At 65.5% G+C, this 21,286-nt stretch carries 19 protein-coding genes and 3 pseudogenes; 7 read left to right on the top strand and 15 right to left on the bottom strand.

Features of this window, described 5'->3' with window-relative positions:
- Nucleotides 1-49: 49 nt before the first annotated feature.
- The 6 genes from codB to CXQ81_RS21875 form a co-directional block, all read right to left on the bottom strand.
- Nucleotides 50-1,321: a cytosine permease gene (codB, locus tag CXQ81_RS21900; protein WP_101338530.1), complete on the bottom strand. Its 1,272-nt coding sequence runs from the start codon at nucleotides 1,319-1,321 to the stop codon at nucleotides 50-52.
- Nucleotides 1,322-1,549: 228 nt separating this feature from the next.
- Entirely contained in the window at nucleotides 1,550-2,173 is a 624-nt protein-coding gene (locus CXQ81_RS21895; protein WP_053261915.1) for an NUDIX hydrolase, read from the bottom strand.
- Between the two features lie 119 nt (nucleotides 2,174-2,292).
- A complete protein-coding gene (locus tag CXQ81_RS21890) occupies nucleotides 2,293-2,805 on the bottom strand; it encodes a nucleoside 2-deoxyribosyltransferase (protein ID WP_101338529.1) in 513 nt (170 codons plus the stop codon).
- Nucleotides 2,802-3,638, bottom strand: coding sequence for an alpha/beta fold hydrolase (locus CXQ81_RS21885; RefSeq protein WP_101338528.1), 837 nt, complete (start codon nucleotides 3,636-3,638; stop codon nucleotides 2,802-2,804). The genes CXQ81_RS21890 and CXQ81_RS21885 overlap by 4 nt, the downstream gene beginning before the upstream one ends.
- A gap of 233 nt (nucleotides 3,639-3,871) precedes the next feature.
- Complete coding sequence (queD, locus tag CXQ81_RS21880) at nucleotides 3,872-4,228, bottom strand: 6-carboxytetrahydropterin synthase QueD (RefSeq protein ID WP_007930577.1); 357 nt, start codon at nucleotides 4,226-4,228, stop codon at nucleotides 3,872-3,874.
- 97 nt (nucleotides 4,229-4,325) lie between these two features.
- On the bottom strand, nucleotides 4,326-5,405 hold the full coding sequence (locus CXQ81_RS21875) for a hypothetical protein (RefSeq protein ID WP_101339458.1): 1,080 nt from the start codon (nucleotides 5,403-5,405) through the stop codon (nucleotides 4,326-4,328).
- A 160-nt stretch (nucleotides 5,406-5,565) separates the two neighbouring features.
- Here CXQ81_RS21875 and CXQ81_RS21870 point away from each other — a divergent pair, with 160 nt between their 5' ends.
- The 4 genes from CXQ81_RS21870 to CXQ81_RS21855 are packed head-to-tail and all read left to right on the top strand — an operon-like array spanning nucleotide 5,566 to nucleotide 8,166.
- Nucleotides 5,566-5,874, top strand: a complete 309-nt coding sequence (locus tag CXQ81_RS21870; RefSeq protein WP_007930566.1) for a PepSY domain-containing protein — start codon at nucleotides 5,566-5,568, stop codon at nucleotides 5,872-5,874.
- Entirely contained in the window at nucleotides 5,874-6,188 is a 315-nt protein-coding gene (locus tag CXQ81_RS21865) for a PepSY domain-containing protein (RefSeq protein WP_007930564.1), read from the top strand. The genes CXQ81_RS21870 and CXQ81_RS21865 overlap by 1 nt, the downstream gene beginning before the upstream one ends.
- Nucleotides 6,188-6,856 (top strand): response regulator transcription factor, encoded by a 669-nt coding sequence (locus CXQ81_RS21860; RefSeq protein WP_101338527.1) that lies wholly within the window; start codon nucleotides 6,188-6,190, stop codon nucleotides 6,854-6,856. Before CXQ81_RS21865 ends, CXQ81_RS21860 begins: the two co-directional genes overlap by 1 nt.
- Nucleotides 6,853-8,166: a sensor histidine kinase gene (locus CXQ81_RS21855; RefSeq protein ID WP_101338526.1), complete on the top strand. Its 1,314-nt coding sequence runs from the start codon at nucleotides 6,853-6,855 to the stop codon at nucleotides 8,164-8,166. Before CXQ81_RS21860 ends, CXQ81_RS21855 begins: the two co-directional genes overlap by 4 nt.
- Nucleotides 8,167-8,376: 210 nt before the next feature.
- Here the strand turns inward: CXQ81_RS21855 and CXQ81_RS31805 are convergent.
- A pseudogene (locus CXQ81_RS31805) lies at nucleotides 8,377-8,892 on the bottom strand (methyl-accepting chemotaxis protein); the annotation flags it as partial.
- A 342-nt stretch (nucleotides 8,893-9,234) separates the two neighbouring features.
- Nucleotides 9,235-10,305, bottom strand: a pseudogene (locus CXQ81_RS31800) (HAMP domain-containing protein); the annotation flags it as partial.
- Between the two features lie 646 nt (nucleotides 10,306-10,951).
- On the opposite strand from CXQ81_RS31800, the gene CXQ81_RS21845 reads away from it, so the two are divergent.
- From CXQ81_RS21845 to CXQ81_RS31790, 3 genes and pseudogenes are all read left to right on the top strand, one after another.
- Complete coding sequence (locus CXQ81_RS21845) at nucleotides 10,952-12,268, top strand: Na+/H+ antiporter family protein (RefSeq protein WP_162096424.1); 1,317 nt, start codon at nucleotides 10,952-10,954, stop codon at nucleotides 12,266-12,268.
- Nucleotides 12,269-12,467: 199 nt separating this feature from the next.
- Nucleotides 12,468-13,241, top strand: a pseudogene (locus CXQ81_RS31795) (cache domain-containing protein); the annotation flags it as partial.
- Nucleotides 13,242-13,325: 84 nt separating this feature from the next.
- Nucleotides 13,326-14,147: a methyl-accepting chemotaxis protein gene (locus CXQ81_RS31790; RefSeq protein ID WP_370686832.1), complete on the top strand. Its 822-nt coding sequence runs from the start codon at nucleotides 13,326-13,328 to the stop codon at nucleotides 14,145-14,147.
- Between the two features lie 171 nt (nucleotides 14,148-14,318).
- On the opposite strand, the gene CXQ81_RS21835 is transcribed toward CXQ81_RS31790, so the two are convergent.
- The 7 genes from CXQ81_RS21835 to yegQ all read right to left on the bottom strand — a co-directional run bounded on the left by CXQ81_RS21835 (nucleotide 14,319) and on the right by yegQ (nucleotide 21,150).
- On the bottom strand, nucleotides 14,319-15,227 hold the full coding sequence (locus CXQ81_RS21835) for a MurR/RpiR family transcriptional regulator (RefSeq protein WP_101338524.1): 909 nt from the start codon (nucleotides 15,225-15,227) through the stop codon (nucleotides 14,319-14,321).
- Nucleotides 15,228-15,336: 109 nt separating this feature from the next.
- Nucleotides 15,337-16,101, bottom strand: a complete 765-nt coding sequence (locus tag CXQ81_RS21830) for an ABC transporter ATP-binding protein (protein WP_007927261.1) — start codon at nucleotides 16,099-16,101, stop codon at nucleotides 15,337-15,339.
- A gap of 18 nt (nucleotides 16,102-16,119) precedes the next feature.
- On the bottom strand, nucleotides 16,120-17,232 hold the full coding sequence (locus tag CXQ81_RS21825; protein ID WP_087091671.1) for a succinylglutamate desuccinylase/aspartoacylase family protein: 1,113 nt from the start codon (nucleotides 17,230-17,232) through the stop codon (nucleotides 16,120-16,122).
- Nucleotides 17,233-17,241: 9 nt separating this feature from the next.
- A complete protein-coding gene (locus tag CXQ81_RS21820) occupies nucleotides 17,242-17,940 on the bottom strand; it encodes an ABC transporter permease (RefSeq protein ID WP_007927258.1) in 699 nt (232 codons plus the stop codon).
- A gap of 12 nt (nucleotides 17,941-17,952) precedes the next feature.
- Nucleotides 17,953-18,642, bottom strand: coding sequence for an ABC transporter permease (locus CXQ81_RS21815; protein WP_101338523.1), 690 nt, complete (start codon nucleotides 18,640-18,642; stop codon nucleotides 17,953-17,955).
- Between the two features lie 84 nt (nucleotides 18,643-18,726).
- The gene (locus CXQ81_RS21810) at nucleotides 18,727-19,503 is read right to left on the bottom strand and encodes an ABC transporter substrate-binding protein (protein WP_007927242.1); all 777 of its coding nucleotides are present in this window, start codon (nucleotides 19,501-19,503) and stop codon (nucleotides 18,727-18,729) included.
- 309 nt (nucleotides 19,504-19,812) lie between these two features.
- Nucleotides 19,813-21,150 carry a tRNA 5-hydroxyuridine modification protein YegQ gene (gene yegQ, locus CXQ81_RS21805; protein WP_101338522.1) on the bottom strand — a complete coding sequence of 446 codons (1,338 nt, stop codon included), beginning with the start codon at nucleotides 21,148-21,150 and terminating at the stop codon, nucleotides 19,813-19,815.
- Between the last annotated feature and the right edge of the window lie 136 nt (nucleotides 21,151-21,286).

The raw sequence follows: 21,286 nt of genomic DNA, 5'->3' as shown, positions 1-21,286 counted from the left end.
TCAGGGTACGGCGCTCGGGCCGGCGGCCGCAACGTCGCGTGGCCCGGGCTCATGCCTGGATGTCCGCGGCGGTGGTGGCGCGTGCGCCGAGCAGGCTGCTCAGCAGCATGTAGCTCAGGGCGGCGGCTGCGATGCCTACCAGTGGAGCGACCCAGGGCGAGCCGAAGGCCGCCACGGTGCCGATGGCATAGGCGCCCAGGCCGGCCCAGTTGAACGCCGGCAATTTGCTGTCGGCCAGGCGCGGGTACTGGCCGCGGTAGCGATAGAAGAAGTCGGCCATGATCACCCCGCCAATCGGCGGGATCACCGTGCCCAGCAGAATCAGGTAGGGCACCAGCATGTCGTACATGCCCAGCAGCGCCAGCAGGGTGCCGATCACCGCCCCGGCCAGGGTCACAGTCTTGCGTCGGCCAGTGCGCAGCAGGTTGCAGCCGGCGACGGCGAAGTTGTAGATGGTGTTGTCCTGGGTGCTCCAGATATTCAGCAGGAGCATGGCCATGGCGGCCATGGCGAAGCCCTGCAACAGCAACACTTCGACAACGTCCGGCTGCTGGTAGACGATGGCGCCGTAGGCACCGATCAGCACCATCAGGCCGTTGCCGATAAAAAAGCCGATCAGGCTGGCCAGCACGGCGACCCTGGCCGAGCGGGAAAAACGCGTCCAGTTGGTGGCCTGGGTGGCGCCGCTGACGAAGGTGCCGAACACCAGGGTGATGGCCGTGGACAGGTCGAGGCTGGCGCTCGGCACCACGGCCAGCAACCCCTCGAGGCCGCCGACCTTGACCGTGGCCACCCACATCGACAGCAACAGCAGCAGGGCCATGGCCGGCACCGCGATCCAGGAGAGGATTTCCAGCCCGCGATAACCGACGTAGGCGGTGGCGCAGAACACCAGACCGAACAGCACCATCAGCCCCAGCACGGTGCCCTGGCCCAGTTCGAAATACTTGCCCAGCACCACCGCGGCGGTGGCGGTGCCCCAGGCGTACCAGCCGATCTGGGTGAGGCCGAGGATCAGGTCGCTGAGCTTGCTGCCCACCTCGCCGAAACAGAAGCGCCCCATCAGCACCGAGTTCAGGCCGCTCTTGAAGGCGATATAGCCCAGGCCCGCCGCGTACAGGCCCAGCAGCAGGTTGCCGAGGACGATCACCCCGAGCATCTGGCCGAAGCTGAAGGCCACGCCGAGCTTGCCGCCGGCGAACATGGTGGCGGTGAAAAAGGTGAAGCCCAGCAGCACCATGGCCGTGGAGGCCAGGCCCTTGCGCGCGTGCATCGGCACTTCGCTGAGCGGGTAGTCGTTGCCTGGATCGTTCTGCGTCATGTGCCTTCCCCTGATTGGCCCAGGCGTGGCCTGGTGCGTAAGCGACGCAGGCATCTGCTGCAGTCGCCGTGCCAACGCCCCCAGGGTCAGGGGCGTTCGGCTGGCGCTGTGCAACCTGCAGGAGATTTATAGACAAGCAGGGGATTTTTGCTTTCCGGCGCGGCCGATTGGCCGGCTCAGGCGCGAAAGCGGTGCGCCGGTGAGACAAATTGGATCACGGACGCCCGATCAATCGAACAGGGTCAGGCGGGTTTCGCCGCGGTGGAAGGCAAAGGCGGCTTCGATATCGCTTTCCACGGTGCGGCCGCGGGACAGTTCGGGCAGGGCGTCGAGCGCGAAGAACCCGGCGTCGCTGACTTCCGAGCCGGCCACCGGGGCGCTGCGCTCACTGCGCTCGCAGAGAAAATACAGCTTGTAGAAGTCCCGGGTGTCGGGAGTGAAGGGGCCCTTGGCCTTGTGCCGGACGCTGTAGAGGGCGCGGGCCGAGACGCTGAGCCCGGCCTCTTCGTGGATCTCCTTGACGATGTTTTCGGCGGCCGACAAGCCGATGTCGGCATACCCGCCGGGCATGGCCCAGCGCCCGTCGGTCTGTTCGCGGACCAGGAGGATGCGCTGGTCTTCGATCAAGGCGCCGCGCACATCCACCAGGGGTGTCGAGTAGCGTTTGGCGAAGTCCGACACCAGGCCGGCGATGCGTTCCAGGGGCACGTCGGCCAGTTGCGCGAGCATGCTGTGGGCGATGTCGGCGACTTCCTGGTAACGCTCGCGATCGAACGGGTCCTTGCAAAAATGCAGCCCGGTGGAGGCCAGGGCCTGCAAGCGTTTGGCGTGGGTGAGCCAGGTGTTTTCCATGGTGCGTGTCCTCAGGTAATCGCTGGGGCTGAATCCGTCACTGTAGGCGCGAGCTTGCTCGCGATGAGGCCCTTGAGCATTGCATCGGCCTTGAAGACTTATCGCGAGCAAGCTCGCGCCTACAGGGGAGGGGGCGGCCGTTGCCGTGCGAGATAAGCGGCCAGGCGCGGCAGGGCTTCTTCGGCGCTGCCGCTGTGGCCGGCCCAGGTGCAGGCCAGCATCAGGTTGCGCGGCAGGTGGAAGTCCTCCACCAGGAAACCTTCGGCGTCGCGGCCGTCGGCGTCATGGGGCACTTGTTCGCGCAGGGTCGCGGGCGCCTCGAACCAGGCCCACACCGGTTTGCCCAGGGCGATGGCCATGCCCACTTCGAAGGCCGTGCCGGAGTCCGGCTCCAGGCCGCGAAAGTCGTTGAGGTTGGCCAGCACCGCGTCGCAGCCGCGGATTAGCTGCATGTTCTGCTGGCAGATCAGCTGCGCGGTCTGCTCCGGCGTCGGCTGGGCCGGCACCTGCTGGTCGAAGGGGTAGAGGCCTTGCAGGCCCTGGGTCTGGCACAGGTGCTTGAGGTATTCGCCGCGGGCGATGGCATCGCGGCGAAACAGGTCGAAGCCGGCGAGGTAGATGCGTGGGCTCATGCCTGGCTCCCGGCCTGGGGCAGAAAGCGCAGCAGCGCGGCGATGATGGCTTCCGGTGCGTCTTCCTGCAGCAGGTGGCCGGCGTTGGGCACCGCCTGGAACCGTGAGCCGGGGATCAGCCGGTGCAACTGGCGCCCGCGTTCGATGGGGATCCACTGATCGTCCTCGCCCCAGAGGATCTGGGTCGGGCAGCGAATGCCGGGATAAAGCCCGGCCACCTCCGCGGTATAGCGCTCGTCCATCTGCGCGATCTGCCGGTAGAACGCGGCCTGGCCGCTGGCGCCGAGCCAGGGCTGGACGTAGGGCGCCAGTTCCCGGTCGGGGATCTCGCGCTGGATCGCCCCGCGGATGTAGGCCGGCACAATGGCGCGCTGGATATAGTCCGGCACGCCGCTGAAGGCCTGTTCATGCTGGCGCACGTGCTGCACGAACGGCGAGCCCCAGGGCGACAGCGCCACCGGGTCGAGCAGGGTCAGGCTGCGGTAGTCCTTGCCGTTGAGCAGGTGGGCGCGCAGGGCGGTGGCGCCACCGAAGTCGTGGGCCACCACGTCCGGGCGCTCCAGGCCCCAGTGTTCCAGCAGTTCGGCCAGCAGCTGGTTCTGCACGCCGAGGGACACATCCTGGCCGGCGGACTGTTCCGACTGGCCGTAGCCCAGCAGGTCGAAATAGTGCACCCGGTGGCTGGTGCTGAAATGCGGGGCGATGCGGTGCCAGACGTAGGAAGAAAAGGGTGTGCCGTGCACGAATACCAGAGGCGGCCCGTCACCCTGAATGGCGTAGCGCACCTTTTGTCCGTTGAAGCTGTAGGTTCGATCCAGCGGCCAGTCACTCATGTTGTGGTCCTCTGTGGGTGATCGGTCCGGCGCCTTGCTCATGCAGGCCCGGCGCAGCCCATGCTCCTCGGCGCGATGAGTCTCGGTGTCAGCGCGGCGCGAGCACAGGCGATGTTTTCGCTCATGGCTGGGTTGGTGTAAAGCCGGATGTGGCTATGACCCGAGGGTCGAGCGGGCAAGCATAGGCATAAAAAAACCACCGCGGGCGGTGGTTTTTTTCAGGCGGCGACGGTTTATTCGCCGCGATAGATGCAGCCGCTGGTGCAGGTCTCGTGAATGCGGATCGCACTCAGCTCCGGCAGCAGGGGTTTGAGCTCGTTCCAGATCCACTTGGCCAGCACTTCGCTGGTGGGGTTTTCCAGGCCGGGGATGTCGTTCAGGTAGTTGTGGTCCAGGCGCTCGTAGAGCGGCTTGAAGATCTCCTTGATCTCGGAGAAATCGCGAATCCAGCCGGTGTGCGGATCGAGGTCGCCGCTCAGGTGGATGGCCACCTTGAACGAGTGGCCGTGCAGGCGCCCGCACTTGTGGCCTGCAGGCACGTGGGGCAGGCGGTGGGCGGATTCGAAGGTAAATTCTTTGAAGATTTCCACAGTGTCGGTCAGCTCGGTCAGGTGGCTATCGCCGCGGGCGATGTAAGGCAGGCGGCGAGTTTACCAGCTTGGTTATACGGTTGCGGGAAAACACTGACTAAAGGGTCAATAGCTGTTCGCCGAGACGACCGCTACCGGCCAGCTCGAGGAACTCGTCGCCCAGGCGCCGGCTTTCGTCCATCGCGCTGCGCCAGTATTTCTGGCGGCTGGCGTCGTCGCCCATGAAGCGCTTGAAGTCGTTGCGGTCCGGCAGTTTGCCGTAGGGCAGGCGCGCCAGGTATTCCTTCGACGGTGCCAGCAGCAATACGTCCTGCAAACGGCCCGGGTTGCCGCGGCGCCAGGGCAGGGTCTTGTCGAACCAGCCGGGAATCACCCGGTCGGTGAAGTGCGGGTAGAGCACGATATCGTCGCCGCTGTAGGGCAGGTCGAGGTGGTAGTCCAGCAGGCCGCCGTCGCGGAAGGTGCCGGCCCCGGCGCCGGGCAGGTCGCGCACGCCTTGCATGACCATCGGGATCGAACCCGAGGCCAGCAGGGCCTGGCGCAGGTTGCCGGTGTCCAGCGGCACGAAGCGCGAGGGGAAGTCTTCGAGGGCATGCAGCGGCGGCGCCAGGCGCGGGTCATGCAGCACCAGGCGTTCGAAGTGCCGCGCCAGGCGCGCGCGACCACGCAGGTTGTCGGCGATCACCGAGGACAGCCCCAGGCCCAGCCGCCCGCGATGGTCGTCGGCGAGCAGGCCGTGGCTTTTCACCACCATGATGTTCAGCCGGTAGTGCGGGTTGTCGAGAATGCTTGCGTCGCGGCCGTCGAGCAGCTCGTGCAGCATGCGTTGCGAGCTCTGGCTGATCTGCGCCATGCTCACGCCCTTGGCGAAACTCTGGGCGTTGTACAGCTGGCCCAGGCGGCGGATGCCTTCGGCGGCGTCCGGCAGGCAGGCGCTGGCGAAGCGCCAGGAACCCACCGAGGCGCCAATCAGCGAACGTTCCCGTGGCGCCGCTGGCAGCCATTCGCCGAACAGCGCCAGGTCCAGCCCCTGGATGCCCAGGGCTTTCGGCCCGCCGGCGGCGCCGGGCAGGGTGCCGACTTCGGCCGCGCTCAGGCCGTTGGCGCGAATGCGCGCCAGGGCGCGTGGGCCGGCCTTGAGGGTCAGGGCGGGGAACTTGATGTGGATAGCGGTCATACCGGCCTCAATCTCGAGCGACAGCCGAGTATAAAAGCTCGGGCCCGCGGCGCCGAATGAAACCTGCGCGGCGCCGATGATGGCCATTCAGTTTCAATTAAGTTCGACCGGCTATCGTGAGCCCCGTAGCAACACATAACGAGAAACTCGGAGACACCCCATGAAAACCCTGACTGCCCTGTTCACCGCGACCCTCATCGGTATGACCGCCAGCCTGGCCCATGCCCGCGACCTGGGGCCCGACGAGGCCCTGAGACTGCGCGACGCTGGTACCATTGTGTCCTTTGAAAAACTCAATGCCACGGCATTGGCCAAGCACCCGGGCGCGACCATCACCGAAACCGAGCTGGAAGAGGAGTACGGCAAGTACATCTACCAGATCGAGATGCGCGACCCTCAAGGGGTTGAGTGGGACCTGGAATTGGACGCAGTGAGCGGCCAGGTGCTCAAGGATCATCAGGATACGTAATGAAGGTGAATCTACGCGCCGGCAGCAGGGTGGCCCTGGCGCTTCTGGCTTTTTGCTCGGTGGCGCTGGCCCGCGACCTGGACCAGGACGAAGCCCTGCGCCTGCGCCAGCAAGGGGTGATCCTGCCGCTGGAGCAATTGCTGCAGCAGGCCCTGGACCGTTACCCCGGGGCCAAGTTGCTGGAAGCCGAGCTGGAAGAAAAACACGACGTCTACATCTATGAAGTCGAGCTGCTGACCGCCGAGGGCGTGGTCCGCGAGCTGGACCTGGAGGCCACCACCGGCCGCTTACTGAAAGACAAGGAAGATGACTGATGCGCCTGCTCCTGGTGGAAGACCACGTCTCCCTGGCCGACGAACTGCTGGCCGGGCTCAACCGCCAGGGCTACGCCGTGGACTGGCTGGCCGACGGCCGTGACGCGCTGTACCAGGGCGCCAGCGAGCCCTACGACCTGATCGTGCTCGACCTCGGCCTGCCGGGGGTGCCGGGCCTGGAAGTGCTGACCAAATGGCGCGCCGGCGGCCTGGCGACCCCGGTGCTGATCCTCACCGCCCGCGGGTCCTGGGCCGAGCGCATCGAAGGCCTCAAGGCCGGCGCCGACGACTACCTGACCAAACCCTTCCACCCGGAAGAATTGCACCTGCGCATCCAGGCGCTGCTGCGCCGTTCCCATGGCCAGGCCAACCAGCCGACATTGCAGGCCGCCGGGCTGCACCTCGACGAAGGCCGCCAGTGCGTGCTGCGCGACGGCGTGGACATCCAGCTGACCGCCGCCGAGTTCCGCCTGTTGCGCTACTTCATGCTGCACCCGGAGCAGATCCTTTCGAAAAGCCATTTGGCCGAACACCTCTACGACGGTGAGACCGAGCGCGATTCCAACGTGCTGGAAGTCCACGTCAACCACCTGCGGCGCAAGCTCGGGCGCAGCGTGATCGAAACCCGCCGCGGCCAGGGCTACCTGTTCGGCGGGAACGCCCAGTGAGGTCGATCCAGCGCCGCCTGAGCCTGGGCCTGATCAGCGTGATGGTGATTGTCGGCCTGGTGCTGGCGCAGACCAGCCTGTGGCTGTTCGAGATGGGCTTGCAACGCTACCTGGAAGCCGGCTTGCGCAACGACAGCGAAAGCCTGCTGGTGGCGCTGGTCCGGGGCCCCCAGGGTTTGCAGCTGGACGAGCGGCGGTTGTCGCCGGCCTATCAGCGGCCGTTTTCCGGGCATTACTTTCGCATCGACTTCGATGACGTGCACTGGCGCTCCCGCTCGCTGTGGGACCAGGACCTGCCTGCACTGGCACAGACCGGCCTGCACAGTAACCTGCAGCTGGGACCGGAAGGCCAACGCCTGCTGGTGCTGCGCACCGACTATCGGCGCCTCGGGCAGTCGATTTCCATCAGCGTGGCCCAGGACTACACCCCAGTGCGCGAGAGCTTCCTGCGCATGCAACAGGTGGGTCTGGGCCTGGGCCTGGCCGGCCTGCTGCTGATCCTGGTCCTGCAGCGGGTTACCGTGCGCCGCGCCTTGCGCCCGCTGGAGCAGGCCCGCGAGCAGATCGCCCAATTGCAGCGCGGCCAGCGTTCGCAACTGGACGAACAGGTGCCGCTGGAGCTGGAACCGCTGGTGGCGCAGATCAACCATTTGCTGGCCCATACCGAAGACAGCCTGAAGCGTTCGCGCAATGCCCTGGGCAACCTCGGGCACGCGCTGAAGACCCCGCTGGCGGTGCTGCTGAGCCTGGCGTCCAACCCCAAGTTGCAGGCGCACCCGGAGCTGCGCCAGTTGCTCGAGGAGCAGCTGGCGCAGGTGCAGCAGCGGCTCAACCGCAAGTTGAACCGCGCGCGCCTGGCCGGCGATGCCTTGCCCGGCGCGCTGTTCGATTGCGACGCCGAGCTGCCGGGGCTGCTGGCGACCCTGAGCATGATCCATGGCGAGCACCTGGACCTGAGCTATCAGGCGGCCCCCGGCCTGCAACTGCCCTGGGACCGGGAAGACCTGCTGGAACTGCTGGGCAACCTGCTGGACAACGCTTGCAAGTGGGCCGATGCCGAAGTGGCGCTGAGCGTGTGGCAGACCGCCGAGGGTTATGGCCTGGCGGTGGACGACGACGGGCCGGGGATTCCCGAGGAGCAGCGCAGCCAGGTGTTCAGCCGTGGCACGCGCCTGGACGAGCAGACCGACGGCCACGGGCTCGGCCTGGGCATCGTGCGCGACATAGTCGAAAGCTGGGGCGGGGTACTGCGCTTGCTGGAAAGCCCGCAGGGCGGGCTGCGGGTGTTGATCGAGTTGCCTGGGCGCTGATATTGCCGGTGCTGAATCCCTGAATCCCTGTAGCCGCTGCCGAGGCACGAGGCTGCGATCGGGTTGGGCGGCATTCCGACGAAGCGCCCGCCAACCCTATGCCTGCGGTGTATCTGATCGACCGAGTCGCCGGGTCTACGACTGCTGCGCAGCCGATCGCAGCCTCGTGCCTCGGCAGCGGCTACACCGAGGCGTTTTTGAAAGGGGAGGTCAGACCCGGAACTGGTCCATCAGGCTCTGCTGCTGGTTGGCCAGGCTGTTCAGTGACTGGCTGACCCGCGCCGATTCGTTGGCCTGTTCCGACAGCGATTCGGTGACGTCGCGGATGGTCGCCACGTTGTTGTTGATCTCCTCGGCCACCGCGCTTTGCTCTTCGGCGGCGCTGGCGATCTGCAGGTTCATGTCGCTGATCACCGTCACCGCGTCGCCGATCTGCCGCAGGGCGGTGACCGCCTGGCCGACCTGTTCGACGCTGCCCTGGGCCTGGCGATGGCTGTTGCCCATCGAGCCGACCACTTCCTGGGTGCCGCTTTGCAGCTGCTCGATGACCTGGCGGGTTTCCTCCACAGACTCCTGGGTGCGCCGGGCGAGGTTGCGCACTTCGTCGGCGACCACCGCGAAACCACGCCCGGCCTCGCCGGCGCGGGCGGCCTCGATGGCGGCGTTGAGGGCCAGCAGGTTGGTCTGTTCGGCGATGGCGCGAATCACTTCCAGCACCGAACCAATCTTTTCGCTGTTGGCGGCCAGGCCTTCGACCTGCGCCATGGCGGTGCTCATGTCGGCCGCCAGGTGATCGATGCTCGCGGTGGTGCGGTCGATCACGCTCAGGCCCTGGCGCGTGGCCTGGTCGGCATCGCGGGCGGCCTGCGCGGCCTGGGCCGCGCTGCGGGCGACGTCCTGGGCGGTGGCGCTCATCTCGTGGGAAGCGGTGGCCACCTGGTCGACCTGGCGATACTGCTGCTCCATGCCGGCGCTGGTCTGGGTGGCGATGGCCGAGGACTGGTCGGCAGTGCCGCGGGCGTCCTGCACCGAGCGTTTCACCTCGGCGATGATCGGTTGCAGCTTGTCGAGGAAGCGGTTGAACCAGCCGGCCAGCTGGCCCAGTTCGTCTTTCTTGTCGTAGGCCAGGCGCCGGGTCAGGTCGCCTTCGCCGCTGGCGATGTCTTCCAGCATGTGCGCCACGCCGAGGATCGGCCGGGTCACGCTGCGCGCCATCAGCCACACCAGTAGCAGGCCGAGCACCGCGGCCAGCAGGCCCAGGCCCAGTTCGACCAGGGTGCCGGCCTTATTGCTCTGGTCTAGCTGGTTCTTCAGAGCTTCGGCCGGGCCCACCAGGACCCGCTCCGGCACTTGCAGCAGCACGCCCCAGGGCTTGCCGCCGGGAATCGGGGTGAAGGGCGCGAGCACTTTCAGGGCGTTGTCGTTGTGCAGGCTCTGGGTCTGGGTGCTGGCCGACAGCAGGCGGATCAGCTCGGTGCCGTTGGCTTGGTCCAGTTGGTCCAGGCGCTGGCTGAGCTTGCTGGCGTCGGCGCTGTAGCCGGCGAGCAGGCCGACCGGGCTGATGATGCTGACCGTGGTCTGGCCGTCGTAGAGCTCCTTGCTCGCTTGCTGGCTGACCGATTGCAGGCTGTTGAGGTTGATGTCCACCGACAGCGAGGCGATGACTTTGCCGTTCACCAGCAGCGGGAACACGATGCTGGTCATCAGCACGTTCTGGCCGTCGATCACATAGAAGTAAGGCTCGATCACACAAGGCTTGAGGGTGCTACGCGGGCAGGTGAACCAGGCGTTGGCCGGCTGGCCGCTGGGGCCGGTGGTGGTGTCGCTCATGTCGCTTTCCGGCAGCGCCATGGAGGTCAGCTTGCCCGGGGTCGGCTGCGACCAGTAGAGGGCGAAGCGGCCCTTGTCGTTGCTGCCCAGTTCGCTCTGGCCGCTGAAGAGTTCGTCCTTGCCGTCCAGCGCGTTGGCTTCGAACACCAGCGACAGGCCGAGCAGGTCGGGGTTGGCCTGCAGCGCCGACTTCACCTGGCGGGTCAGGTCCTCGCGCAGGTCGAAGGCATCGAGGAAGCGCTTTTCGGCCTGCTCGCGCAGGAACAGCACCTGGCGCGAGAAGCCGTGGCCGTATTGATAGGCGTCCATGAATTGCTGGCGGATGCCCAGCGCCTGAACCTCGCCCTGGGCCTCGATGCGGGCCTGGGCGGCTTCGTTGAGCATCTCCATGCTCGAGGCCTTCACCAGTGCGGAGCTGTGCTCCATGCGGTACAGCGAAAGCCCCACCAGCAGGGTCACTACACCGGCCAGGCAGAGGCCGGCGAGCAGGGTGATTTTCCACTGGATGGAAAGTTGTCTGAGCGACATGGAGACGTCCTTATTCGATATTTATTTGAGACTTTGCAGCGTATCGGCCGAAGAGCGGCCTTCTTTAAACGCTCGTTCGAATGCCGCTCCCTGTAGCCGCTGCCGCAGGCTGCGATCGAGTGCGCAGCACTCGCAAAGGCACGCAATGCGACTGGCCTGGAAGACTCGATCCTCAGCCCGGCGTCCGCTGCGCGGCCGATCGCAGGCTGCGCCAGCGGCTACAAGTGACGGCGGAGCTGCCGGCGCAGGCGGTAGTCGGTCGGGCAGCGAGTGCCCGCCGGTTTTGACAAGCGTTGCCCGCTGCTGCAAAGTGCGCGCCCTCTAATAAGACCCTCCTTTTTCAATCCGGCGTCGGCAATGGTTGCCCTCTGGCCGGACTCATTCCTTTTGCGGCGTTTTCCCGCCGCAGTGCCATGAGGTAACGATGATTAATGCAGTAATTGCCGCGGTTGGCGTCATGCTGGTCCTCAGCCTGTCCCGCGTGCATGTGGTGATCGCGCTGATCGTAGGCGCGCTGGTGGGAGGGCTGACCGGTGGCCTGGGCATCGAGGCGACCCTCAAGGCTTTCAACAATGGCCTCGGCGGCGGGGCGACGGTGGCCCTGTCCTACGCCTTGCTCGGCGCCTTTGCGGTGGCGATCGCCAAGTCCGGCCTGGCCCACGCCCTGGCGGACAAGATCCTGCTGCTGGTGGACCGCCAGGACGCCAACGGCGGCGGCAACGTCAAATGGCTGCTGATCGGCCTGTTGTGGGTGGTGGCGATCGCCTCGCAGAACATCCTGCCGATCCATATCGCCTTCATCCCGCTGCTGGTGCCGCCGCTGTTGTATGTGCTGAGCAAACTGCAGCTGGACCGACGGCTGATCGCCTGCGTCATCACCTTCGGCTTGATCACCCCGTACATGTTCCTGCCGGTGGGGTTCGGCAACATCTTCCTCAACGAGATCCTGCTGGCCAACGTCGCCCGCAGCGGCGTGGACATCAGCAATATCAATGTCACCCACGCCATGGGCATTCCGGCCCTGGGCATGGTCTTCGGCCTGCTGCTGGCCTTTGTCAGCTACCGCAAGAAGCGCGTGTATGACCTGGAGCTGATCGAGAAAGTCGAGCAGGTGACGGTGCAATACAACCCGCGCACGCTGCTGGTGGCGGGTCTGGCGATTGTCGCGGCCTTTGTCATCCAGCTGTTGCTGGACTCGATGATTATCGGGGCGTTGTCTGGTTTCCTGATCTTCTCGGTGTCGGGCATCGTGCGCTGGCGCGAGACCGACGACCTGTTCACCGAAGGCATGAAGATGATGGCGATGATCGGCTTCATCATGATCGCCGCCGCCGGTTTCGCCGAAGTGATGAAGGCCACCGGCGAGGTGAAAAGCCTGGTGGAGTCCTCGGCCAGCTGGATCGGCCACAGCAAGGGCGTGGGTGCCTTGCTGATGCTGCTGGTGGGGCTGCTGGTGACCATGGGCATCGGCTCGTCGTTCTCCACCGTGCCGATCCTGGCGACCATCTTCGTGCCGCTGTGCGTGCAGCTGGGCTTCAGCCCGCTGGCCATCGTCTGCATCGTCGGCACCGCCGGCGCATTGGGCGACGCCGGCTCGCCGGCCTCGGACTCGACCCTGGGCCCGACCTCCGGCCTGAACATCGACGGCCAGCACCACCACATCTGGGACACCGTGGTCCCGACCTTCCTGCACTACAACCTGCCGTTGCTGGCGTTCGGCTGGGTCGCGGCGATGGTGCTCTGAGCCCGCGGGGGTTCAGTTGCAGCGCGTTGTCCTTATCGCGAGCAAGCTTCGCTCCTACAGAAGCGTGAAGCTTGCTCGCGAAAGATCTCAAGGGCGCTGCGCGGCCGCAGATTCAGCGCATCGTCCTGCGGGGCTCAACTTTTGTTCCGGCGTGCCGTTAAGTCTGTATCACGCCAACAACATCAAGAGTGAACCTCCTATGCGCTTAAGTCTGAAGGGCAAAGTCCTGTCCCTCGCGGTCCTCCCGGTCCTGTTGTTTGCGCTGGTGATCAGCCTGACCACGGTCGTCATGCTCAAGGAGCAGGCACAGAACGAGGTGGACGAGACCCGGCAGCGCCTGCTCGGCGAGGCCAAGACCACGCTGCAGAGTTATGTGGAGGTGGCCTTGAGCACCGTCAAGCCGCTCTACGACGCGGCGGCGCCCGGCGATACCGCGGCCCGCGCCCAGGTAGTGAAGCTGCTGTCGAACATCACCTACGGCAAGGACGGTTACTTCTTCGGCTACGACTCCGAGACGGTGCGCCTGTTCAAGGGCAACAGCCCGGACGGCGTCGGCAAGAGCTTCAAGGACAACCGCGACCCCAACGGCGTGTACGTCAACCGCGAGCTGGTCAAGGTCGGCAAGGACGGCACGCATTATGTGCAGTACAGCTCGACCCAACCGGGCAGCGACGTGCTGGTGCCGAAGCTGGGGTACACCGAATACCTGCCCAAGTGGGACCTGATTGTCGGCTCCTCGGTGAACCTGGACGGCATCGACGCCCAGGTGGCCGAGGTCGAGGCCAGCGTCAACCAGCGCATGCGGGGCATGGTCCTGAGCATCATCGGCATCGCCGTGGTGGTGCTGCTGGTGATCGCCGCCATCGGCCTGCTAGTGGCCAATACCATCCTGCGGCCGCTGAACCTGATGAAGCTCAACCTCGACGATATCGCCGCCGGCGAAGGCGACCTGACCCGCCGCCTGGCCATCACCAGCCAGGACGAGCTGGGCGACCTGGCCAGTTCCTTCAACCGTTTCGTCGACAAGATCCACGGCCTGGTGCGGCAGATCACCGAGATGACCGGCCAACTCACCGGCCTGGTGACCCAGGTGTCCGAACAGGCCCAGCGTTCCGAGCAGGCCATGGAGCGCCAGCGTCACGAGACCGATCAGGTGGCCACGGCGATCAATCAAATGTCGTCGGCGGCCCAGGAAGTGGCGCGCAGTGCCCAGGGTGCGGCCGTGGCGGCGCAGCAGACCGACGAGGAAGGCCAGGCGGCCAAGCGCGTGGTGGATGGCAGCATCCAGCAGATTCACGCGCTGGTCAGCGATATCCGCAGCAGCGGCACCTCCCTGGACAGCCTGCAGAAGGACGTGGCGTCGATTGTCAGCGTGCTCGACGTGATCCGCTCCATCGCCGAACAGACCAACCTGCTGGCCCTCAACGCCGCCATCGAGGCGGCGCGGGCCGGTGAGGCCGGGCGTGGCTTCGCGGTGGTGGCCGACGAGGTCAGGGCGCTGGCCAGCCGCACCCAGCAGAGCACCCAGGAAATCCAGGGCATGATCGACCGCCTGCAACAGGGCACGCGCACTGCCGTGGAGGCCATGCGCCGCTCCAGCGACGCCGGCGACGGCACCTCGCACCAGGCCAACGAGGCCGGGGCGTCGCTGGATGCCATGGCGCAACTGATCGGCACCATCAACTCGATGAACGCGCAGATCGCCAGTGCCGCGGAAGAACAGACCGCGGTGGCCGAAGAGATCAACCGCAGCGTGCACCAGATCGCGGTGGCGGTGGACAGCGTCGCCGACGAAACCCAGCTTGGCGCCCAGACCTCGCGCAGCCTGGCCGACCTCGGCCAGCGCCTGGGCAAGCTGGTGGGGCAGTTCCGTATTTGACGCTGGAGGCTCTTTTGTAGCCGCTGCCGCAGGCTGCGATAAGGTCCGCAGGACCTTCCGAGGCCCTCAAGAGCACGGCTCCTTCGGAGCCGATCGCAGCCTGCGGCAGCGGCTACAGGGGCTGTCAGGCATTCACATCGAGCCAGCCCCTGTACCCCGATAAAAACCGCCTCACGGCTTGCGCGGTTTGCCGCTGCCCGGGATATGCAGGTAGGACATCACGCTTTCGGTCAGCTCGGTCGCCAGCTTGACCGCTTCCTTGTTGCGCGCCATCACCCCGGCCACCAAGCCTTCGATCAGGGCCAGCACCGCGATGTTGGAGCTGGTCATCACCGGATGGTCGGCGGGGGCGAACAGCACATGTTCGGCAATGCTGGTCAACGGCGAGGCGGGGGAGTCGGTGATGGCCAGCACCGTGGCGCCGCGTTCGTTGGCGAAACGGGCGAGTTGCAGGGTATCGAGGGAGTAGCGCGGCAGGGAGATGGCCAGCAGGACGTCCTGATCGGTGATCGCGGCCAGGCGGTAGGCGGCGTTTTCGTTGCCGCCCTCCATGCTGATGGCGGTGGCGTCGGCACAGAAGGGCATCAGGGTCGAGGCGGCGAGGCCGGCGAAGTAGACGCTGTTGCCGAAGCCCAGGATGTAGATCTTGCGCGCCTGGACCAGGCTGGTGACGAAGGCGTCGAAGGTCTGGGCATGATTGTTGGTCGCCGCCATGGCGAGGTTGCTGCTGGCGCTCTGGATCTGCTCGTGCAGGCCGAAGGCGCCACCGGGACGATGGGCCAGTTCGTTGCGCAGCTTGTCGACCGGCGAGACCATTTGCTGCAGCGTCGTCACCAGCTCGGCCTTCATGCCGGTGTAGCCGCCGAGGTCGAGGGTCTTGGCCAGCCGGTTGACCGCCGCCGGCGAGGTCGAGGTTGCGTGGGCCATCTCCTCGATGGTCAGCGTCGCGGCCTTCAACGGATGGCGCAGGATAAAGTCCGCGACCTTGCGCAGCGACGGCGGCAGGTCGGCAACGATTTGTGCCAGTTTGCGCATCACCGGCGCGGCATAGACCGTGGTGTCTTTCAGTGGGGTCGGCATATCCGGCTCAACATGTCCTGAGGATGGGAGGAGGGGCACAAGGTTGACGGAGTGTATCCGAAGCCGCCCCCTGGCGTGCAGCGCCAGGCCAGGGGGGCGCCGCGTCGGGTTATTTCAGGCTGCCGGCGAGGAACTGCCGCAGGCGTTCGGACTGGGGCCTGGCCAGCACTTCGCGCGGCTCGCCGCGTTCTTCGACCAGGCCCTGGTGGAGGAATACCAGCTGGTTCGAAACCTCGCGGGCAAAGCCCATTTCGTGGGTCACCACGACCATGGTCCGGCCTTCCTGGGCGAGGTCCTGCATCACCTTGAGCACGTCGCCGACCAGTTCCGGGTCGAGTGCCGAGGTCGGCTCGTCGAACAGCATCACTTCCGGTTCCATGGCCAGCGCCCGGGCAATCGCCACGCGCTGCTGCTCGCCGCCCGACATATGGGCCGGCCAGGCGTCCATACGGTGCGCCACGCCGACCTTGTCCAGGTAGTGCCCGGCTTTTTCCCGGGCCTCCTGCTTGCTCAGGCCCAGCACATGCACCGGTGCTTCCATGACGTTTTCCAGGGCGCTCATGTGCGACCACAGGTTGAAGTGCTGGAACACCATCGACAGCCGCGAACGCATGCGTTGCAACTGCCTGGGGTCGGCCGCCTTGAGGCTGCCGAGTTTACTGGCGCGCAGTTCGAGGGGTTCGCCATTGAGCACGATGCTGCCTGCGCTGGGCTGCTCCAGCAGGTTGATGCAGCGCAGGAAGGTGCTTTTGCCGGAACCGCTGGAGCCGATGAGGCTGATCACGTCGCCGGCTTTCGCCTGCAGGGACACACCCTTGAGCACCTGGTGCGCGCCGTAGCTTTTGTGCAGATCCTGAATTTCAAGTTTGTACATGGTTGCGATTCTCTGGAGTCAGTCGCTGAGCAGGCGACCCTGGCGGATGGGGGTATTGCCGGCCACCTTGGCCAGCCACAGACCGGGTTGGGCAAAACGCAGGCGCTCGCGGGCATAAAGGATGCCGTTAGTCTCGGCGCGCACCAGGCTGTGGTGATCGGTCAGCGGGTCGATGACCTCGAACAGCGGGTCGCCGACCTTGACCCGGGCCCCCAGGGGTTGCAGAAAACTCACCACCCCCGGGTGCGGCGCATAGGCGTACTGCGCGCCGGCGAAGGGCGTCGCTTCGCAGATGCACGGTGGCGGTGTCGGCCAGCCGCCGCTGATCAGGCCCTGGTCGGCGAGGTAGCCGAGAATGGCCTGGGCGCTGTCGGCGCAGGGCTCGCGCTCGGTGTCGGCCATGCCGCGCAATTCGATGGTGGTGGCCACGCACGCCAGCGGAATATCGGCCGCCGGAAAGCGCTCGGCCAACTGTAGCCAGGGGATCGCGCAGGCTTCATCGAAAGCGCTGCCGCCTGCGGCCTCGGCCAGCAGGGCGACCCCCGCGTACAGGCGCGCGGCCAGAGAGCGCAGGTGTGGCCAGTTCTGCGGCATGGCGTACAGCAGCATCACCGACTCGAAGTCGCAGTGCAGGTCCAGCACCACATCGGCATCGCAGGCATGCTGCAACAACAGGCGGCGCAGGCCGTCGAGTTCCGAGTCTGGCGCCGGCATGTCCGCCAGGGCATCGAGCAGGGCGCGGCGGATCAGCGCGATGTTGGCGCTGGCGTCGTCGCCCAGCCGGCCTTCCAGCAACGGCGTCACGGCCTCGGTCAGCTCCGGGAAATCGCGATTGAAGTTCTTGCCGCTGCCGAACTCGAAGCGGCCTTGGTGGGTGGCCTGGAACATCTGGGCGATGCCGATCGGGTTGGCCATCGGCACTAGCTCGATCACCCCCGTCAGGCGGCCTTGTTCTTCCAGTTCGAGCAGGCGCCGCTTGAGTTCGACGGCCACCCGCATGCCCGGTAGCTCGTCGGCGTGCAGGGACGCCTGGATGTAGGCCTTGCGCGGCCCGCTGCCGAAACGAAACAGCGTCAGCTGGCGTTCGGTGCCCGAAGCGCTCCAGGGCAAGCGGTATTGAATGTGTTCCATAACAGCTCCTCAGTGCTTGCGCGGTGCCAGGTACGCCAGCCAGCGGCGCTCGGCGAGCTTGAACAGGCGGACCAGGATGAAAGTCAGGACCAGATAGATGAGCCCGGCGGTGATGAACGCCTCGAACGGCAGGTAGAAGCGTGAACTGACGGTGCGCGCGGCGCCGGTGATGTCGACGAGGGTGACGATGGAGGCCAGGCTGGTGGTTTGCAGCATCATCAGCACTTCATTGCTGTACTGCGGCAGCGCCCGGCGCAAGGCCGAGGGCAGGAGAATGCGCCGGTACAGGGTCAGGCGCGACATGCCCATGGCCCTGGCGGCCTCGATCTCGCCGTGGGCCGTGGCCTTCAGGCTGCCGGCCAGCAGTTCGGCGCTATAGGCGCCGGTGTTGAGTGCGAAGGCCAGGCAGGCACAGAAGGTGGCGCTGGAGAGGTAAGGCCAGAGCAGGCTCTGGCGTACCGCTTCGAACTGGGCCAGGCCGTAGTAGATCAGGAACAGCTGCACCAGCATCGGCGTGCCGCGGATCACGTAGGTGTAGAGCCAGGCCGGGAAGTTGATCAGCGGCGAGCGGGACACCCGCATCAGCGCCAACGGAACCGCCAGCAGCAGGCCGCAGGCCAGGGAAATCAGCAGCACTTTGAGGGTCACCAGTACGCCACCGAAATACAGCGGCAGGTTCTCCCAGATCAGGTGGTAGTCGAGAATCATGGGGGCTCCCAATCACAGTTCGGCGGCTTTGAGGCCGACCGAGTAGTGTTTTTCCAGATAACGCAGCACCAGCAACGACAGGCTGGTCAGCAGCAGGTAAAGCGCCGCCACGGCGAGAAAGAAGGTGAAGGGTTCGTGGGTGGCGTCCGCCGCATTCTTGGCCTTGAACATCATGTCCTGCAGGCCGATCACCGAAATCAGCGCGGTGGACTTGGTCAGTACCAGCCAGTTGTTGGTGAAGCCGGGAATGGCGAAGCGAATCATTTGCGGCACCAGAATCCGCCAGAACACTTGGGCGCCACTCATGCCATAAGCCGCGCCAGCCTCGGCCTGGCCCTTGGGGATCGCCATGAAGGCGCCGCGAAAGGTCTCCGAGAGATAGGCGCCAAAAATGAAGCCCATGGTGCAGACGCCGGCGATAAACGGGTTGATGTCGAAATAGCGGGTGTAACCGAGCGCCAGGACAAGGCGGTTCACCAGATCCTGGCCGCCGTAGAAGATCAGCAGGATCAACACCAGGTCGGGAATCCCGCGAATCAGGGTCGTATACCCTTCGCCCAGCATCGCCAGCCATTTCAGCGGCGACAGGCGAAAGGCCGCGCCGACCAGGCCCAGGGCAATGGCCAGGGTCATGGAGGTCAGCGCCAGGTTGATGGTCAGCCAGGCGCCATCGAGAATGCTCGATCCGTAGCCGTGGAGCATGATGAAGTTCCTCAAGCGAGCGCCGCGAGGCGCAAGGCGGGCGCGGCACCGGCAACGGGCCGGCGCCAGGGCCCTGGGTCAGGCTTATTCGCCGTAGATATCGAACGCGAAGTAACGGGCCATTACCTGCTGGTACTTGCCGTTGGCGCGGATGGCGTCGATGGCCGCATTGAGGCGCGCGGCATTGGCGCTATCGCCCTTGCGCACGGCGATCCCGGCGCCCCTGCCGAAATAGTTCGGGTCGCTGATGTCCGGCCCGACCAGGGCGAAACCCTTGCCTGCCGCGGTCTTGATAAAGCTCTCGTCGGTGTTGACGATGTCGGCGAGGGTGGCGTCCAGACGGCCCGAGGCGAGGTCGAGGAAGGCTTCGTTCTGCGAGGCGTAGCGCACCACCTCGATCCCGGCGTTGGCCAGTTGCTCGGTGGCGAAACGGTCGTAGGTCGAGGAGCGTTGCACGCCGACTTTCTTGCCCTTGAGGTCCTGCACCGGGTCGTTGATCACGTTGCCGGCCTTCATCGCGAACTTGCCCGGCGTGTGGTAGTACTTTTTGCTGAAGTCGACCGACTTCATCCGGTCCTCGGTGATCGACATCGACGACAGCACGGCATCGATCTTGCGCACCTTGAGCGACGGGATCATGCCGTCGAATTCCTGGATGACCCACTCGCATTTCACCTTCATCTCTGCGCACAAGGCGTTGCCGATGTCGTAGTCGAAACCACTGACGTTGCCCTCCGGCGTCTTGAAGGAAAAGGGCGGGTAGGCGGCTTCGATGCCGATACGCAGGCGGTCTTCGTCGGCATGGGCCAGGAAGCTTGCGGCGCACAGCGCCAGAGCACCTAGAAGTTCTGTCTTGTTCATATTGTTGACTCCTTGGAGGGGCGTTGGGGTGGTACGGGTACAAGCCGTCCGGTCTGGCGTGCTTCGGTCCTGGTGATTTTGGTGTGGCTATAAATGACATGTATTATTTCATAAATCAATATTGTGAAAATAATAATGTCAGAATAGCCCGTGCGGATATCTGGCCGCACCGGTCGGCGCAGCCTGTTGGGATGGATTTGGGGGAGGGGGCCTACGTGATGCAGGGGGGGTTATTGCGGTGTAGGAGCGAGCGGGCGGCGATCCGGCTTGCCCGCGATGGCGTCATCAGCGACGCCACCTCAATCAGGATTACACCGCGCTGTTCGCCGTCACATCGCGCATCAACAAGGCAAAACGCAGATCCACCGCGTCCGGGATCGGCAGGTACACGGTGTGTCCGTCCCCCGGCGCGACCTCGATCGGCTCGCCGCGCACATTCTGCAACTGGTGCAGGTCGAAGTGGAAGTTGCCCTTGGGGGTCATCAGTTCCATATGGTCGCCCAGGGCAAAGCGGTTCTTCACCTTCACTTCCGCCAGCCGGTCGCGGCGTTCGCCGGTGAGTTCGCCGACGAACTGCTGGCGTTCCGATACCGAGCTGCCGTTCTGGTAGTTCTGGTACTCGTCGTGCACGTGGCGGCGCAGGAAACCTTCGGTGTAGCCACGCTGGGCCAGGGACTCCAGGTCGTTCATCAGGCTGCGGTCGAACTCGCGGCCGGCCACCGCGTCGTCGATGGCCCGGCGATAGACCTGGGTGGTGCGGGCGCAATAGAAGTGCGACTTGGTGCGGCCCTCGATCTTCAATGAGTGCACGCCCATGCGCGTCAGGCGCTCGACATGCTGCACCGCGCGCAGATCCTTGGCGTTCATGATGTAGGTGCCGTGCTCGTCCTCGAAGGCCGGCATCGCTTCGTCCGGGCGATTGGCCTCGCGCAGCAGGAACACCTGGTCGGTCGGCGCGCCCAGGCCCAGGGTCGGTTCCGGCTGGAACTGCCGGACGATCTCGCCGACGGTATTCTCCGTGGCTGCCTCGGCCTGGTATTTCCAGCGGCAGGCATTGGTGCAGGTGCCCTGGTTGGCGTCGCGCTTGTTCATATACCCCGACAGCAGGCAGCGCCCGGAATAGGCCATGCACAGCGCGCCGTGGACGAATACCTCGAGCTCCATGGCCGGCACTTGCTGGCGGATTTCCTCGATCTCTTCCAGGGACAGCTCGCGGGACAGGATGATCCGGCTCAGGCCCTGTTGCTGCCAGAACTCGACGCTGGCCCAGTTCACCGTATTGGCCTGCACCGACAGGTGGATCGGCATCTGCGGGAAGTGCCGGCGCACCAGCATGATCAGCCCCGGGTCGGACATGATCAGCGCGTCCGGGGCCATGGCGATCACCGGCTCCAGGTCCTTGAGGAAGGTCTTGAGCTTGGCGTTGTGCGGGGCGATGTTGACCACCACGTAGAAGCGCTTGCCCTGGGCCTGGGCCTCGCGAATGCCGAGGGCCAGGTTGGCGTGGTCGAATTCGTTGTTGCGCACCCGCAGGCTGTAGCGCGGTTGGCCGGCGTACACCGCGTCGGCGCCATAGGCGAAGGCGTAGCGCATGTTTTTCAGGGTGCCGGCGGGGGCGAGCAGTTCGGGGCGGGTCAGGGGCGTCATGGCGATTGTCGATGGCAAAAGGTCGCGAGGGTAAGGCCAGGGCCGGTTGGCGGCATTGATCTGGGTCTATGCTCGACGAATAAAACAGGGCACTTGGCCGAACGCCGGCGGACTAACGCTGTAGGAGCGCTTTGCG

It is taken from the genome of Pseudomonas sp. 09C 129 (genome assembly GCF_002843625.1).
Lineage (GTDB): Bacteria > Pseudomonadota > Gammaproteobacteria > Pseudomonadales > Pseudomonadaceae > Aquipseudomonas > Aquipseudomonas chlororaphis.
This window is presented reverse-complemented; position numbering and strand designations above follow the sequence as displayed.

Excerpts from the sequence above, each read along its gene's own strand:
- codB (WP_101338530.1), bottom strand. The coding sequence starts at position 1,321 with ATGACGCAGAACGATCCAGGCAACGACTACCCGCTCAGCGAAGTGCCG.
- CXQ81_RS21865 (WP_007930564.1), top strand. The coding sequence starts at position 5,874 with ATGAAGGTGAATCTACGCGCCGGCAGCAGGGTGGCCCTGGCGCTTCTG.
- CXQ81_RS31790 (WP_370686832.1), top strand. The coding sequence starts at position 13,326 with ATGACCGGCCAACTCACCGGCCTGGTGACCCAGGTGTCCGAACAGGCC.
- CXQ81_RS21885 (WP_101338528.1), bottom strand. The coding sequence starts at position 3,638 with ATGAGTGACTGGCCGCTGGATCGAACCTACAGCTTCAACGGACAAAAG.
- CXQ81_RS21830 (WP_007927261.1), bottom strand. The coding sequence starts at position 16,101 with ATGTACAAACTTGAAATTCAGGATCTGCACAAAAGCTACGGCGCGCAC.
- CXQ81_RS21815 (WP_101338523.1), bottom strand. The coding sequence starts at position 18,642 with ATGCTCCACGGCTACGGATCGAGCATTCTCGATGGCGCCTGGCTGACC.
- CXQ81_RS21890 (WP_101338529.1), bottom strand. The coding sequence starts at position 2,805 with ATGAGCCCACGCATCTACCTCGCCGGCTTCGACCTGTTTCGCCGCGAT.
- yegQ (WP_101338522.1), bottom strand. The coding sequence starts at position 21,150 with ATGACGCCCCTGACCCGCCCCGAACTGCTCGCCCCCGCCGGCACCCTG.
- CXQ81_RS21825 (WP_087091671.1), bottom strand. The coding sequence starts at position 17,232 with ATGGAACACATTCAATACCGCTTGCCCTGGAGCGCTTCGGGCACCGAA.
- CXQ81_RS21860 (WP_101338527.1), top strand. The coding sequence starts at position 6,188 with ATGCGCCTGCTCCTGGTGGAAGACCACGTCTCCCTGGCCGACGAACTG.
- CXQ81_RS21870 (WP_007930566.1), top strand. The coding sequence starts at position 5,566 with ATGAAAACCCTGACTGCCCTGTTCACCGCGACCCTCATCGGTATGACC.
- CXQ81_RS21810 (WP_007927242.1), bottom strand. The coding sequence starts at position 19,503 with ATGAACAAGACAGAACTTCTAGGTGCTCTGGCGCTGTGCGCCGCAAGC.
- CXQ81_RS21820 (WP_007927258.1), bottom strand. The coding sequence starts at position 17,940 with ATGATTCTCGACTACCACCTGATCTGGGAGAACCTGCCGCTGTATTTC.
- CXQ81_RS21875 (WP_101339458.1), bottom strand. The coding sequence starts at position 5,405 with ATGACCGCTATCCACATCAAGTTCCCCGCCCTGACCCTCAAGGCCGGC.
- CXQ81_RS21895 (WP_053261915.1), bottom strand. The coding sequence starts at position 2,173 with ATGGAAAACACCTGGCTCACCCACGCCAAACGCTTGCAGGCCCTGGCC.
- CXQ81_RS21835 (WP_101338524.1), bottom strand. The coding sequence starts at position 15,227 with ATGCCGACCCCACTGAAAGACACCACGGTCTATGCCGCGCCGGTGATG.